Raw genomic sequence first — 14,606 nt, 5'->3', positions numbered from 1 at the left:
GGCGACGATGCAGAGCGAAGCGATGAGGAGGAGCGGCGCAGGTGACCGCCGGCGACGATGCAGAGCGAAGCGATGAGGAGGAGCGGCGCAGGTGAGTAGTGAACCTGTCGCGGCCGAAGCGGCGGCGAACCCGTTCGCCGACGGGGTTCCTTTCGGAACCAAGCTGCGAGAACTCGCCGAACAACGTGGGAACGATGCCGGCGTAACGATCGTCGCGCTCGACGGCACCGCGCAGACGCTGACGTTCGGTGAGCTCGACGCCCGCGCCAACCAGTGGGGCCGGGCTCTCGCCGCCTCCGGCGCCGCAATCGGTTCCCTTGTGGCGCTTGCTATTCCGAATTCCCAGCATCTGGTGCTGGCGACGCTGGGGTGCTGGAAGATCGGCGCGGTTCCGGTGCCCATGCACTGGGATCTTCCCGAGTGGGAGCGCGACCGGGTGCGCGAGGTGATCGATCCCGCCGTCGTCGTCGATGAAAAGAGCCGCTGGGACCTCGACGCCCGCGCGACCGCCGAGTCCGACGGTCCCCTGCCGGTGGCCGTCTCCCCGACCGCCAACGGGATCTGCAGCAGCGGTTCGACCGGCGTGCCCAAGGTGATCCTCAACCTGGCGCCCTCGCTGTGGATCCCCCAGCAGGGCGAGCCGTTCCTGTCGAACTGGACACCGGTCTCCCAGCCGCAGACGATCATGGTGCCCGCGCCGATGTATCACACCAACGGCTTCGCCACCTTCCTCATGCTGCTGGCGGGCGACCATCTGGTGATACTCGAAAAGTTCGACGCCGCATTGGCTCTCGATGTGATCGAGCGCTTCCGGATCACCAACTTCACCGCGACGCCCACCATGCTGGCGCGCATCGCGGCCCGGCCCGACGTCCGGGAGCGCGACCTGTCCAGCATCGTCTTCATCCTGCAGGGCGCCGCGGTGATGCCGCCCTCGCTGCTGCATACGTGGTTCGAACTGCTCAGCCCGGAGCAGATCGTGACGGCGTACGGGATGACGGAAAACCTGGGGCTCACCGCGCTGCGCGGCGACGAGTGGCTCGCCCACCCGGGCAGCGTGGGCCGCGGATTCCGGGACACCGAGATCCGGATTCTGGACGCAGAGAAGCGGCCGCTGGGTCCCGGCGAGGATGGGGACGTGTATCTGCGGGCACCGATGAGCGCGGGGTATCGCTACCTGGGTGGGGCGCCCCCGCTGCCGTCGACCGAGGACGGCTTCCGCTCCGCCGGGGACATGGGCCACCTCGACGAGGACGGCTTTCTCTACATCGTGGACCGCCGCGTCGACATGATCGTCAGTGGCGGCGCCAATGTCTTTCCCGCCGAGGTCGAGTCGGCGCTGGCCGGCCACCCAGGTATCGCCGACGTCGTCGTGATCGGGCTTGCCGATCCGCAGTGGGGGCGCCGCGTGCACGCGGTGATCCAGCGCGCCGAGGCCGACGGCGCCGAGCCCCTCACCGAGCAGGGCGTGATCGACTACGCGAAGAGCCGCCTGGCCCCCTACAAGGCGCCCAAGACGGTGGAATTCGTCGACGCGATACCGCGCACCGCGGCCACGAAGGTCAACCGCTCGGCGATGATCGAGGCACGGGGCGGCTGAGCGTCCGACCGTCAATCGGCAGGACGACCCAGAACATCTGGCTTCGCGGATGGGCCCGAGGACGCGGTAACCTCATTCTCAGAGCGTAAGGACTGCGCCACGGAAGGGAACAGCGCCGATGACCGCCCCCAATGACGACGCCGAAGTGACGCGCGGCGACCGCTTCATCAAGACCGCCGTCGCGATCCTGGGCGAGACGGGACGCACCGACTTCACGGTGCAGGAGGTCGTCGCCCGCTCCAAGACGTCGCTGCGGGCCTTCTACCAACACTTCGCCAGCAAGGACGAACTGCTGCTGGCGCTGTTCGACAGAACCATCGCCCAATCGGTGCAGGCCTGGCGCGCCGAAACCGCGGGGCTGGACAGCACGTCGGCGCTGAAATTGCTGATCGATCGGCTCAGCGAGCAGCCGGAATCGAGCACCCAGGACAGTCTGAATCGAGCGCTGACCCTCTACAACCAGCACTTGGCCGAGACCCGTCCCCGCGACTACGCCCGGGTGCTCACACCGTTGCACCGGCTGACTCGCGACATCGTCGGGCAGGGCATCACCGAGGGCGTCTTCAACCCCGGATTGGACGTCGGTGCGGCCGCCGCCATCGTCATGCAGACGGTGATGGGCGCGCAGCGATTGCGTTGGCTGGGTTCGGAATTGAACGGCGCACCCGTGGATACGGGCCACCTCTACGACTTCTGCAGCCGCGCGCTCGGCATCCGCGAGACGGACGAAGAGTCGACGGTGCCGTCGCTGGCCGAGCTGTTCGCTCAGATCGGCATGCGCCCGGGCAGCCGCAACGGCGAGTTCGCGATGACCATGCCGGTCAGCCCGCAGGTCGTCAACACCTCCGGCGCCCTGCAGGGCGGCCTGATCGCGACGCTGGTGGACGTGGCGGGCGGCCAGTTCGGGCTGGATTATCTGGAGCCCGGCACCACGATGACGACCTCGGATCTGTTTGTGCGCTACCTGCGGCCCGTCCGCCAGGGCTCGGCGTTCGCGGTGCCCAAGGTGTTGCGATCCGGACGACGGGCGATGGTGATGCAGGTGGACATCTTCGGCGACGGCGGTGGAGACGGCGACGACGAATTGCTCGCCACGGCCACCGTGAACTTCGCCATCATCAACGGCGCGACGCCGACGATCGGGCTGCGGGCCGACGAATAACGCGGGTGTCCCTCGCTGCCCAGCGGTGGTAACGTCGTTACCACGCAATGAGAATTTAGGCCATTTGCAAGGAGATCGCCATGCCGTCTCGCGAGCTTCCCTTCCCCGTTTTCGACGCGGACAACCACATGTACGAGCCGCAGGAGGCGCTCACCAAGTTCCTGCCGGACAAACGCAAGAACGTCATCGACTACGTCCAGGTGCGCGGCCGCACCAAGATCGTGGTGCGCGGCCACATCAGCGAATACATCCCCAACCCGACGTTCGAGGTGGTGGCACGCCCGGGCGCCCAAGAGGACTACTTCCGCAACGGCTCACAGGGCAAGAGCTATCGCGAAATCCTCGGCGAGCCAATGAAAGCCATCCCGGCCTTCCGCGAACCGGGCGCGCGCCTGGAGGTCATGGACGAACTCGGCATCGACTTCGCGCTGATGTTCCCGACACTGGCCAGCCTGGTCGAGGAGCGCATGAAGGACGACCCGGAGATGACCCACGACGTCATCCACGCCCTCAACGAATGGATGTACGAGCAATGGTCGTTCAACTATAAAGACCGCATCTTTGCCACCCCGGTGATCACCCTGCCGATCGTGGACCGTGCGCTCGAGGAACTGCAGTGGTGCCTGGAGCGCGGCGCCCGCACGGTGCTGGTGCGTCCCGCGCCGGTGCCCGGCTACCGCGGCAGCCGGTCGTTCGGGCTCGAAGAGTTCGACCCGTTCTGGCAGGCCTGCGTGCGCGCCGAGATCCCCGTTTCGATGCACGCCTCGGACAGCGGCTACTCCGAATTGCTCAACATCTGGGAACCGGGCGACGAGTTCCTGCCGTTCAAGCCGACCGCCTTCCGCAGCCTGGCCATGGGCCATCGCCCCATCGAGGATGCGTTCGGTGCCTTGATCTGCCATGGCGCGCTGTCCCGTAACCCTGACCTGCGGATACTGTCCATCGAAAACGGCGCCGACTGGGTGCCCACCCTGTTCCGGGGCCTCAAGGGCGTCTACAAGAAGATGCCGCAGGCGTTCACCGAGGACCCGATCGAGACGTTCAAGCGGTGCGTCTACGTCAGCCCGTTCTGGGAGGACCGGTTCACCGAGATCGTCAACATGGTGGGCACCGACCGGGTGGTCTTCGGATCCGACTGGCCGCACCCCGAGGGCCTGAAAGACCCGATCACGTTCGTCGACGAGCTGGTCGATTTCAGCGACGAGGACAAGGCAAAGATCATGGGCGGCAACCTGATGAAGCTGATGAAGGTTTCCGCGCCGGCGGCGAAGAAGCCCGTCTCGGCCTGATCGCGCGCCGGGCGCAATCCGGTGGACGGCCGAAACATGATGTGCGCCGGGTGCTTTGGGCGGTCATCGCGCACTCGCACGTTGGCAGCGCGTAGTTGATCCACCCGATTGCAGGTGTGGGCATGGCGTGACGGGTCCGCGTGGCGCCGCCGATCGCGCACTCGGGCAACGCGTTTCCGCACCCGCGCGCAACCGCCGATGGCTATCTCGATTTTCGGCAACGTCAATTTTGCGCGTCGCTGAATTCGCCGGATGTAACACTCCGGTATCAAACCGTTGCGATATGCAACTAATACCATTGCTAATCTGAACATCTACGTGTGCAAAATTGGTCGATTGATTTGACCCGGTTACGACTCTGATTAGCCCGCAGGCCCGTCGAAAACTGCGAGGAGGAACGGCCAGATGGTGGCCGAAAAGGACTGGGACCGAACGGTCGGCGCGGCCGAGGATGTGCGGCGCGTCTTCGAGCATGTCCCCATGCTGTTGGTCGGCCTCGAGGGGCCCGAGCACCGATTCGTCGCGGTCAACGCGGCGTACCGCGTCCTCAGTCCGCCCATCGACTCGATCGGGCTGCTGACGCGCGAGGTCTATCCCGAGCTGGTGAGCCAGGAAATCATCCAGATGTTCGACCGGGTGTACCAAACGGGCGAGCCGCAATCGGGAACAGAGTGGCGGGTCCAAGCCGACTTCGACGGCGCGGGGCAGGCGCAGGAACACTTCTTCGACTTCATCGTCACGGCGCGGCGCGCCGAGGACGGCACGATCGAGGGGGTGCAGCTGGCCTTCACCGACGTCACAGACCGGGTGCAAACGCGGATGGCCGCCGAGGCTCGCCTCGAGGAGCTGTCCGAGCGGTACCGCAACGTCCGCGATTCCGCCACGGTCATGCAGCAGGCGTTGCTCGCGCCGTCGGTGCCCGTCATTCCCGGCGCGGATGTGACGGCGCAGTATCTCGTCGCCGCTGAGGACACCGCGGCCGGTGGCGACTGGTTCGATGCGATTCCCCTGGGGGACAGGCTGGTTCTCGTCGTCGGTGACGTCGTCGGCCATGGTGTCGAAGCGGCGGCGGTGATGTCGCAGCTGCGAACCGCGCTGCGGATGCAGGTCGTGGCGGGATATCCGATCGCCGAGGCACTCGAGGCCGTCGACAGGTTCCGCAAGCACGTGCCCGGGTCGAACACGGCCACAATTTGCGTCGGCGCGCTCGATTTCGGCACCGGCGAATTCCGGTACTGCACCGCCGGACACCCGCCGCCGCTGCTGGTGACGTCCGACGCGACCTCGCGCTATCTCGAGCCTTCCGGCGCGGGTCCGCTCGGCAGCGGCACCGGGTTTCCGGTCCGCACCGAGTTCCTCGATGTGGGCGACTCGATCCTGCTGTACACCGATGGCCTGATCGAGCGGCCCGGTCGGCCACTGGGCGCCAGCACCGCGGAATTCGCCGAACTGGCCGCGAATATCGCCGGAGGCCAACGCGGCTTCGTCATCGAATCATCGATGCGAACGATCGACCGAATCTGTTCGGAGACACTGGAACTGCTGCTGCGCTCGACTGGCTACAGCGACGACGTGACACTGCTCGCGGCGCAACGCCGCACGCCACCCGCGCCGCTGAACATGACGCTGGACGCAACCCTGCACGCCGCCCGCGCCGTACGCACCCGGCTCCGGCAGTGGCTGGCGGAGATCGGCGCCACCGCCGACGACATCTCCGATGTCGTGCACGCGATCTCGGAGTTCGTCGAGAACTCGGTCGAGCACGGGTACGCGACCGACGTCTCCGACGGCGTTGTCGTCGAAGCGATGCTGTCCGGCGACGGCGATCTGCACATTTCGGTGATCGACCGCGGACGGTGGAAGGATCACCGCGAAGGCGAGACGGGCCGCGGCCGGGGCCTTGCCATGGCCGAAGCCTTGGTATCGGAGGCGCACGTCAGTCACGGCCCCGATGGGACGACCGCCAGGGTGACGCACCACCTGTCGCGGCCGGCGGACTTCGTCACCGACTCGCTGGTCAGCCGCGCGACCGGTCGGCGGACGGTCAACTCCGAATTCGTCTCCGCGGTCACCGAACCGGGCCGCATCGTGGTCAGCGGCGACGTCGATTCCAACACCGCATCCACGCTGGACCGTCAGATCGCGGTCGAAAGCCGTTCCGGCGTCGCACCGTTGACCATCGATCTCAGCGCGGTCACCCACCTCGGATCGTCGGGCGTCAGCGCCCTTGCCGCCGCGCGGGAGCGGGCACAACGACAGGGCAGTGAGTACGTGCTGGTTGCCCCGCCGGGAAGCCCGGCGCACCACGTCTTGTCATTGGTGCAGATCCCGGTGGTCAGCGGTCTGGCCGAGAACGTCGTCGCCGAGGGCTAGGACCGCTCGGACCGCTCGCCGTGCCGCACCTGGCTGAACGGCACCCCGCGGTCGGCGGCGTATTCGCGGGGAAAGCCCAGCACCCGCTCGCCGATCACGTTGCGGGCCATTTCCGTTGTGCCGCCGCCGATCGCGACCGTCTGCCGCGACAGGTAGCGCAGCCCCGCCTCCAGGCCGGCGCCCTGCTCCCCCACCACGCCGGCGCTTCCCGCGATCTCCAACGCCGTGTCGACGTCGGTGGTCACGGTCTCGGAGTGGAACAGTCTGATGAGCGTTCCGGCCGCCGGCGGCAGGACGCCGTCCCTGACACTGCGGTACACATGGCCGATCAACTGCTCGGCCACCGCCCGGTGCACCAGGACCCTGCCGGCCTTTTCCTGCACGCGTGGGTCGTCGGCCTGTCCGGTCTTCTCCACGAGGCCGACGTAGTCGACCGGGATCGCGTTGCCCCCCTCGCTGCCGCCGCCGCTGGCGAACTCCGAACCCTGCCCAACCGCGCGGCGTTCGTGGTACAGCTGTCGCGAGGCCACCGCCCAGCCGCCATTGACCTCCCCGACAACGGCGTCGTCTGGAACGTCGACTCCGTCGAGGAACTCCTCGCAGAACTCGGTGGAACCGCTCAGCATGGTGATGTGCCGCAACGTGATTCCCGGATGAGAGATGGGCACCAGGAACATGGTCAGGCCCTCGTGTTTGGGCACATCCCAGTTCGTGCGGGCCAGGCACAGGCCGTAATCGGCGGCGAACGCGCTCGTGCTCCACGTCTTGGCGCCGTTGATGATCCAACGATCGCCATCGCGCTCGGCCCGGGTGAGCACGCCGGCCAGGTCCGATCCGCCGCCGGGTTCGCTCAACAATTGCACCAGCACCTCTTCGCCGCGCAGCGCCGCGGCGATGTGCTGCTTCTTCTGGTCTTCGCTGCCGGTGTCGAGCAGCGTGGCGCAGCAGATGGTGAACGTCGGGGTGTTGAGGATCAGGGGCATTTCGTAGTCGAGGGTTTCGGCGTCGAATGCCTTCTGGTATTCGTAGTCCAGGCCCAGACCGCCATACTCGCGGGGAAAGCAGATGCCGGCGAATCCGCCGTCGTACAAGCGCTTTTGGAGTTCTCGGGCCCGCAGCCAGGCCCGCTCGTCGTCGCGCGGGGCCGGTGGTGGGGCGTCGCGGTCGATGGCGGGCATGTTGTCGGCCAACCATGCCCTGGCCCGGGCGGCGAACTCTGCGACAGATTCGGTGTGCGTCATCTGTCCGAACGACCCGCCTTTTCGAACTCGTACACCCGCAGGTTGTGTTCCTCGGGCGTCCCAAACATGCTGCGGTACAACGTAACCCGGCGAAGGTACAGGTGCAGGTCATGCTCCCACGTGACACCGATGCCGCCGTGCATCTGTACGCAGGCCTGGACGATCTGGCCGGCCATCTCCCCCACGTAGGACTTCGCGATGCTGGCCGACAATCCCGCCTGCGGCGCGCGGGCCGCCACGTCGTCCACCGCCGCCCACGTGGTCGCCCGGCAGGCCTCCAGCCACAGCTTCATGTCGGCGAACTTGTGTTTGAGGGCCTGATACGACGCCAGCGGGCGACCGAATGTGTGCCGGTCCAGCGCCCACTGGGCGGTGAAGTCAAACACCGTTTGCAGGACGCCGACGACCTCGGCGCACTGCAACACCTGGGCGATCTGGCTTTGTCGATCGACCAGTGCGGGTGTCTCACCGGCGGTGCCGACGGCCGCAGACCGGGGCACGACGACACCGTCGAAGCGCACACGGGCGTATTGCTTGACCAAGTCCACCGACTGCTGGGGCTCGATGCTGACGCCCGGAGCGTCCGTCGGAACCAGAAACTGGCGAATCTCAGCGCCATTCGGGCCGCCGCGCGCCACCACCAGCAGCGCCGAGCTCTGGGCGGCCGCCTCGACGCGGTCCTTGACGCCGTCGATGCGGTAGCCGGCGTCGGTTTCGGTCGCCGTCACCGAGGGAGCCAGGGGCGCCCAGCCCTGGCCGGGCTCACAAACCGCCCACGACGCCACCGATTCACCCGCGATCAGCGCCTCGATGGCATCGGCGTGCGCTTCGGAGTTGGAGCACTCGGCGAGCGTCGACAGGACGGTGCTGACCGGATACAGCGGCCCGGGCGCGACCGTCTTTCCGAGCTGCTCGGCGACCATCGCCAGGTCGGCGAAGCCGCTCTCCGACACACTCCCGCCGCCCAGCTCCTCCGGAACGAGCAGCCCCGTCCACCCGAGCTCTGCGGCGCGCCGCCACCACGCTGGGTCAAACGACGCCCCCTCGGCGTGTAGCTCCCGCACCCGGCGCAGCGGCGCTTCCTTTTCGACAAAGGCCTGGGTCGTCGAGGTGAAGAGGACCTTTTCGGGGGAGTCGATGGTGGTCATGGTGCCGAGGGAATCCTTCTTGACATTCGATCGCTGCGGGTGCAACGGAAACGGTTTGGGTGTTTGATCATCCGCCCGATCGGTCCTCGGTTGGCTGGCATTTCTGATGTTAGCAACGGGCAATACGGTAAGAGATACCGGAGTTCAGTCGGTAAAAGCGGTGACGAGATTTCCGCCTCGGCGAACAGCGCGGGCCGTCGTGTTTACCCGGACGAGCCGTTCCTACATGGCGAACACGCGGCGCACCGCCTGGGCGTGCAGCGCCCGGTTCTCCCGGGAAACAATCCAGTCCGGCACCATCGAGTCGAAGCCATTGAAGGTCGCTGCAATCACATGCAATTCGGTGTGGACGTAAGCGTGCAGCAGCCGATTGGCGTAGTCGATGGCCTCGTCTCGGCAGGGATCGATCTCGGAGCAGCTGACGAACGTGGGTGGCAGCCCCTCGAGGTTTGCCCGGTGCGCCGGGACGTGTTGCCCACTGGCGCTGGCGTGGCCGAGGTAGTGATTCCATGCCCGGCTCACGGCCGGGCCGTTGAGGCCCGGGGTGCGCTGGAACTCGCGACGCGACGGCGTGGCGTCGGAGTCGAGCATCGGCTGGTGCAGGATCTGCATCAGGATTGCCGGACCTTCCTGGTCGAACATGCGCTGGGTCAGGCCGGCGACGAGCGCCGCGCCGGCGTCGCGCCCCATGACCGCGATGCGGCCGGCGTCGGCGTCCAGTTCTTCGCTGTTGTCGACCACGTAGCGGAAGGCCGCTTCGACGTCGTCCAGCGCCGCCGGGCACGGATTCTCCGGCGCCAGCCGGTAGTCGACGGAAACCACCAGACAGCCGCCGTCGCGGGCCAACTCCACGCAGTGCGCATGGTCCGTCTCCAGGTTGCCGGTGACGAACCCGCCGCCATGGGCGTACACCACCAGGGGCGCCGGGGATTCGGTGTCGCCGCGGTACAAACGGAGCCCCAGCTGACCGCCGGGCCCGGCGATGGATCGGGAGTCGATCGAGACGCCGCTGGTGTCGGCCGCCGCGGCGCGCTGGGCGGCCAGCAGGTTGGCGTGCTCCCGTTCGGCGGCCAGTGTCTCGGCGCGGAACTCGAAGGCGCCCAACTCGACGGCGGCGTCGCGCAGTACCGGGTCGATGCGGGTGAGGCCGTGTGGGCGGGCCAGGTTCGTCTGTGTCATACCTATTCGTTTTCTCCGGCTCGTCATGCACGCTAAACCACCTTCAAGGTAGACCTGCGCATTTGGCCGGAGGCAGACGAGGTGGGTATTGGCGCGAAAAGCCCCGGGGCGGCGCGGCGAACGGGACCGGCCGTGCCGAACGCGTTGCGGCAATGCCTAACCGGGGTGTGGCGATCGCGCGAGCCGTTGGGATTCGTTGCTATTTATACTATGATAGCTAAATTCCGCTCGGTACAAACCCGCCGTGGACTCGCGGTCGACGATCGGTCCGCGCGAACGGCCTGACTCGGTTGTTTCCAGGAGGAAGCGCTGATGACGCTCAGCACTGACCCGAACGGTCAGCCCGTGGTGCCCCCGCTCGACTTCACCGGTGAAACCAGCCCCTATCCGTTCTTCGAGTACATGCGGCGCACGGACCCGGTCTGGCATGGTTCCCTGGCCGATTCCGGACAGCTGCCCGAGGAATTGCGGCCCGACGACGAATGGGTCCTGTTCGATTACGACGCTGTGTCCCAGGCTTTCCGCGACGACCGGGTGTTCACGTCGGCCGCCTACGACAAGACCATCGGGCTGGTGATGGGACACACCATTTTGGCGATGGGCGGCAGGGAACACCACGACCACCGCAACCTGGTGGCCAAAGCCTTTCGTGCGACCGCGCTGGCGCGGTGGGAGCCCTCGGTCATCGGGCCGGTGTGCGATCAGCTCGTCGACGAAATCAAGAACGACGGCCAGGCGGACCTGGTGAAGGCGGTGACCTTCGAGTTCCCGACGCGGATCATCTCCACGCTGCTCGGTCTGCCCGCCGAAGATCTCGACCTGTTCCGACGCCTGTCGCTCGACCTCATCTCGATCCCGACCGACATCGAGGCGGGGTTGAACGCCGCCACCGAGCTCTACGACTACTTCCTCAAACAGGTCGAGCAGCGCAGGCGCAAACTCACCGACGACATCATCGGAGACCTGGTCGCCGCGGAGATCGACGGCGAGAAGCTCACCGACGAGGCCATCATCGCCTTCCTGCGGCTGCTTCTTCCGGCCGGGCTGGAAACCACGTACCGTTCGTCGGGCAATTTGCTGTATCTGCTGTTGACCCACCCCGAGCAGCTGGCGATGGTCCGTCGGGACCGATCCTTGTTGCCGATGGCGATCGAGGAGGGCCTACGCTTCGAAACGCCACTGACCACGGTCATGCGTACCACGACCGAGGAGGTCGAAATCGGCGGTAAGACAATCCCGGCCAACGCTCAGATCGACATGTGTATGGGTTCGGCCAATCGCGACGAGACCCGCTGGACCGATGCCGATACGTTCGACATCTGCCGCCCGCGCCAGGCCCACATCGCCTTCGCGGGCGGCATCCACATGTGCCTGGGCATGCATCTGGCGCGACTGGAAACGCGGGTCATGTTGAACAGCCTGTTCGATCGCGTCGAGGATTTGGCGTTCGTCCCCGACGACGGCACCGGCGTGGAATCCAAGATCGTCGGGCTCACGTTCCGGTCGCCCAACAAGCTTCCGGTCACTTTCGCGCCCGCCGCATGAAAAGCCGCGCAGCGATCCTGCACGACGTGGGAGGGCCGTGGTCGGTCGAGGAATTCGAACTGGATCCGCCCAAGGCCGGAGAGGTCCTGGTGCAGATGGCCGCCGCCGGCTTGTGCCACTCCGACGACCACATCCTCAAAGGAGACATGTCGGCGCCCAATGAGGTGATGCGATCCCTCGGCCTGCCCACCATGTTCCCGACGATCGGCGGCCACGAGGGCGCCGGGATCGTGCGTGAGGTCGGCCCGGGCGTCACCGACTTTGCGCCGGGCGACCACGTGGTGATGTCGTTCGTCGCCGTGTGCGGCCAATGCCGTTGGTGCGCCAGCGGAATCGAGTACCTTTGCGACCAGGGCATCGGCACCATGGTCCCGGGAATGCCCACCGACGGCACGTTCCGCCACCACACCGCCGACGGCCGGAAGCTGGGCCACATCTCCAAGATCGGCGCCTTCGCCGAACACACGGTGGTATCGACGAATTCATTGGTGAAGATCGAGCAACACCTGCCGCTGGCCCCGAGCGCGCTGCTGTCGTGCGCCATCCCGACCGGATACGGTTCCGTCGCCAACCGGTCCAACATGCGTGCCGGCGATACCCTCGTGGTGATCGGCGTCGGCGGGATCGGCACGGGCGCCATCCAGGGAGCCCGGATCAACGGCGCCGCGCAGATCGTGGCCGTCGATCCCGTTGACTTCAAACAGAAATCGGCTTTGCAATTCGGTGCCACGCACAGCGTGGCGACGACGACCGAGGCGCTGGACCTGGTGCGGGGTCTGACGTACGGGGTGATGGCCGACGCCGTGGTGGTCTCACCGTCGTTGATCACCGCCGAGGACGTCCGCGATGCGGTGCGTCTCACCCGCAAGGGCGGCACCTGTGTGCTCACCGGCATGACGTCGCAGTTGACCCGGTCGGTCAAGATCGACCTGCAGGACTTCATCTTGACCAATAAGACGTTGGCGGGCACCATCTTCGGCTCGTGTAACCCGAAGGCGGACGTCGCCAGGTTGGCGAGGCTGTATGAGACGGGTCAGTTACAGCTCGACGAAATGATCACCAAGCGCTATCGCCTCGACGAGGTCAACGACGCTTACGACGATCTGCTCAACGGCAAAATCGTCCGGGGCATCATCGATTTCGGGATAGCCTGAAACCCAGCTTACATCTTGATCGCGGGGATCAGCCTACTGAGATTCCAGAGCCGGTCTCGTCGCGCCGACAGGCAGGAGATCGCCAGTGCGACAGCGGTTATCGCGGCCAGCACGATGATCGCCTGCCATAGTCGGGCGTCGATGCCGCCGAGGATGAGCTGCCGGAGCCCGTTGACGCCATAGGTCATCGGGTCGAAGCGGTGCAGGATCTGGAACGGCCGTGACGTGGTTTCCACGGGGTACATGCCGCCCGCGCTGACGAGCTGCAACATGAGCAGAGCCATGATCAGCACCCGGCCCACCGCTGGACCGACAAGCGCGTTGATCGCCTGCGTCGCGGCTACGAATGCGCCGGAGATCAGCACCATGAACCCCAGCATGGCCGCGGGATGGACGGCGTGCATACCGAGGGCGAACCGGACCACGCAGTAGAGAATGACGGCTTGGAATAGCGCGATCGCGGCGGCGGGCAGGTAGCTGGCGAGCACCACGCGGAATGCGAGCACCTCCGCCGCGATCGGGCGAGTCTGCAAGGGCCGCAGCACCATCCACAGCACCAACGCACCGAAGAACAAGGCGAGCGTGAGGAAGAACGGAGCCATCCCGGTGCCGAAGTTGGGCGCGGCATTCTCATGTGAAGCCTCGAGTTGCACCGGACCACCAATGGTTTCGGCGACCGCATCCTTTTGCTGGCTTGTCCAGTTGGGTACCTGCTTGGCCCCGTCGGCGAGTTTGGTCGCCAGCTCGGCCGATCCCGCCTTGAGTTGTCGTGCGCCGTCGTCGAGCTTGGCGATGCCACCGGCCAATTCGGCGTTGCCGGTGGCGACTTGCTGGGCTCCGTCGCGCAGCTGGGTGAGCTTGTTCGTCAGCTCCTGTCCCTTGCTGCCGACCTGGTCGAGCGCCGACCCCAGGGGGCTGCCCGGGTTCCGCAACCCCGATGTCATGGCGATCGCCGCGTTCTGCGCGTCGGTGAGCTGCTGGCGGATCTGAGGCGTGAATTGGTGACCCCGGAGCTGATCTTGGATGCCGCGCAGGTTGTTCGCCAGCGGATCCTGTCGTGCGGAGAGCTCGTCGATCACCGATGACAGCGAGTTTGCGGCGGCATCCTGCGCCCCGGCGATGGCACCGAGTTGGTCGTTGGCCTGCGCAAGAGCTGCCGCGCCCTGTTGCAATTGCTGCGTGCTGCCGCCGATTTGCGATACCGCGTTGGTCACCGCGAGCAGCGGGTCGGTGGCCCGGTTGATTCCGTCTGACAGTTGCTTGGCACCGGTGGCAAGCGTTGCCGAGCCGGATCGCGCGGTGTCCAGGCCGGACACCAGCTGACCGGCGCCGTCATCGAGTTGCGCGGCCCCGTCGGCGGCCTGCTTGATACCCGATCCCGACGAAACCACCACCGACAGCATCTGATTGACGGCCTGTCCCGAGATCCGGCTGGACACGGCGTTGAGCACCTGGCCGATGGCAGTACGACCGATACTCGTCGAGATGTAGTTGTTGGCGTCGTTGTAGACGGCGATCAGGTTGGCCTTCTTGGGTTGCCCGGTCACGGGCGACGCGATGGCCGCGCTGAAATCGGGCGGTAATTCGACCATGAAGTAGTACTTGCCGTGGTCGACTCCGTTGCGTGCCTCCGGTAGGTCCACGACGTGCCAGTCAAGGCCGCCGTCCGCGGTCAGGCTCTTGGCGATCTCCGCGCCGGCGTTGAACTGTTGCCCGGATACGACGGCACCACGATCGGAGTTGACCAGCGCCACGGGCATCTTGTTGGTGTGGCCGAACGGATCCCAGAACGCCCACAGGTACAGCGCCCCGTACACCAGGGGCAGCAGCATCAGTACGACGATGGCCACGCGTGTCAATCGGCTACGGCCGAAACGTTTGATCTCCGAGCCAAAGGCGAGTCCAGCCAACATCG

General features: G+C 66.3%; 10 protein-coding genes. 6 read left to right on the top strand and 4 right to left on the bottom strand.

All coding sequences use genetic code 11. The features are described 5' to 3' along the window. Positions 1-91 precede the first annotated feature (91 nt). The 4 genes from K883_RS16180 (at position 92) to K883_RS16165 (ending at position 6,424) form a co-directional block, all read left to right on the top strand. Positions 92-1,600: a class I adenylate-forming enzyme family protein gene (locus K883_RS16180; RefSeq protein ID WP_020822061.1), complete on the top strand. Its 1,509-nt coding sequence runs from the start codon at positions 92-94 to the stop codon at positions 1,598-1,600. Positions 1,601-1,718: 118 nt separating this feature from the next. Further along, positions 1,719-2,762, top strand: a complete 1,044-nt coding sequence (locus K883_RS16175; RefSeq protein WP_020822060.1) for a hotdog fold thioesterase — start codon at positions 1,719-1,721, stop codon at positions 2,760-2,762. A gap of 80 nt (positions 2,763-2,842) precedes the next feature. Then, on the top strand, positions 2,843-4,051 hold the full coding sequence (locus K883_RS16170; protein WP_020822059.1) for an amidohydrolase family protein: 1,209 nt from the start codon (positions 2,843-2,845) through the stop codon (positions 4,049-4,051). 405 nt (positions 4,052-4,456) lie between these two features. Then, positions 4,457-6,424: a SpoIIE family protein phosphatase gene (locus K883_RS16165; protein ID WP_020822057.1), complete on the top strand. Its 1,968-nt coding sequence runs from the start codon at positions 4,457-4,459 to the stop codon at positions 6,422-6,424. On the opposite strand, the gene K883_RS16160 is transcribed toward K883_RS16165, so the two are convergent. The 3 genes from K883_RS16160 to K883_RS16150 all read right to left on the bottom strand — a co-directional run bounded on the left by K883_RS16160 (position 6,421) and on the right by K883_RS16150 (position 9,992). Next, entirely contained in the window at positions 6,421-7,665 is a 1,245-nt protein-coding gene (locus K883_RS16160) for an acyl-CoA dehydrogenase family protein (protein ID WP_020822056.1), read from the bottom strand. The genes K883_RS16165 and K883_RS16160 overlap by 4 nt on opposite strands. After that, positions 7,662-8,813: an acyl-CoA dehydrogenase family protein gene (locus K883_RS16155; protein ID WP_051197809.1), complete on the bottom strand. Its 1,152-nt coding sequence runs from the start codon at positions 8,811-8,813 to the stop codon at positions 7,662-7,664. The genes K883_RS16160 and K883_RS16155 overlap by 4 nt, the downstream gene beginning before the upstream one ends. A gap of 222 nt (positions 8,814-9,035) precedes the next feature. Further along, positions 9,036-9,992, bottom strand: coding sequence for an alpha/beta hydrolase (locus K883_RS16150; RefSeq protein ID WP_008255011.1), 957 nt, complete (start codon positions 9,990-9,992; stop codon positions 9,036-9,038). A gap of 312 nt (positions 9,993-10,304) precedes the next feature. Between K883_RS16150 and K883_RS16145 the strand changes: the two genes are divergently transcribed. Beyond that, positions 10,305-11,537 (top strand): cytochrome P450, encoded by a 1,233-nt coding sequence (locus tag K883_RS16145; RefSeq protein WP_008255006.1) that lies wholly within the window; start codon positions 10,305-10,307, stop codon positions 11,535-11,537. Then, positions 11,534-12,691 (top strand): Zn-dependent alcohol dehydrogenase, encoded by a 1,158-nt coding sequence (locus tag K883_RS16140; RefSeq protein ID WP_008255004.1) that lies wholly within the window; start codon positions 11,534-11,536, stop codon positions 12,689-12,691. The genes K883_RS16145 and K883_RS16140 overlap by 4 nt, the downstream gene beginning before the upstream one ends. A gap of 8 nt (positions 12,692-12,699) precedes the next feature. Here the strand turns inward: K883_RS16140 and K883_RS16135 are convergent, their stop codons facing one another. Then, positions 12,700-14,604 carry a YhgE/Pip domain-containing protein gene (locus K883_RS16135; protein ID WP_036454974.1) on the bottom strand — a complete coding sequence of 635 codons (1,905 nt, stop codon included), beginning with the start codon at positions 14,602-14,604 and terminating at the stop codon, positions 12,700-12,702. Positions 14,605-14,606 lie beyond the last annotated feature (2 nt).

The sequence above is a fragment of the Mycobacterium sp. TKK-01-0059 genome (assembly GCF_000709305.1).
Taxonomy (GTDB): domain Bacteria; phylum Actinomycetota; class Actinomycetes; order Mycobacteriales; family Mycobacteriaceae; genus Mycobacterium; species Mycobacterium intracellulare.
Note: the sequence above shows the minus strand (reverse complement) of the source record. Positions and strands in the feature narration are given on the sequence as shown.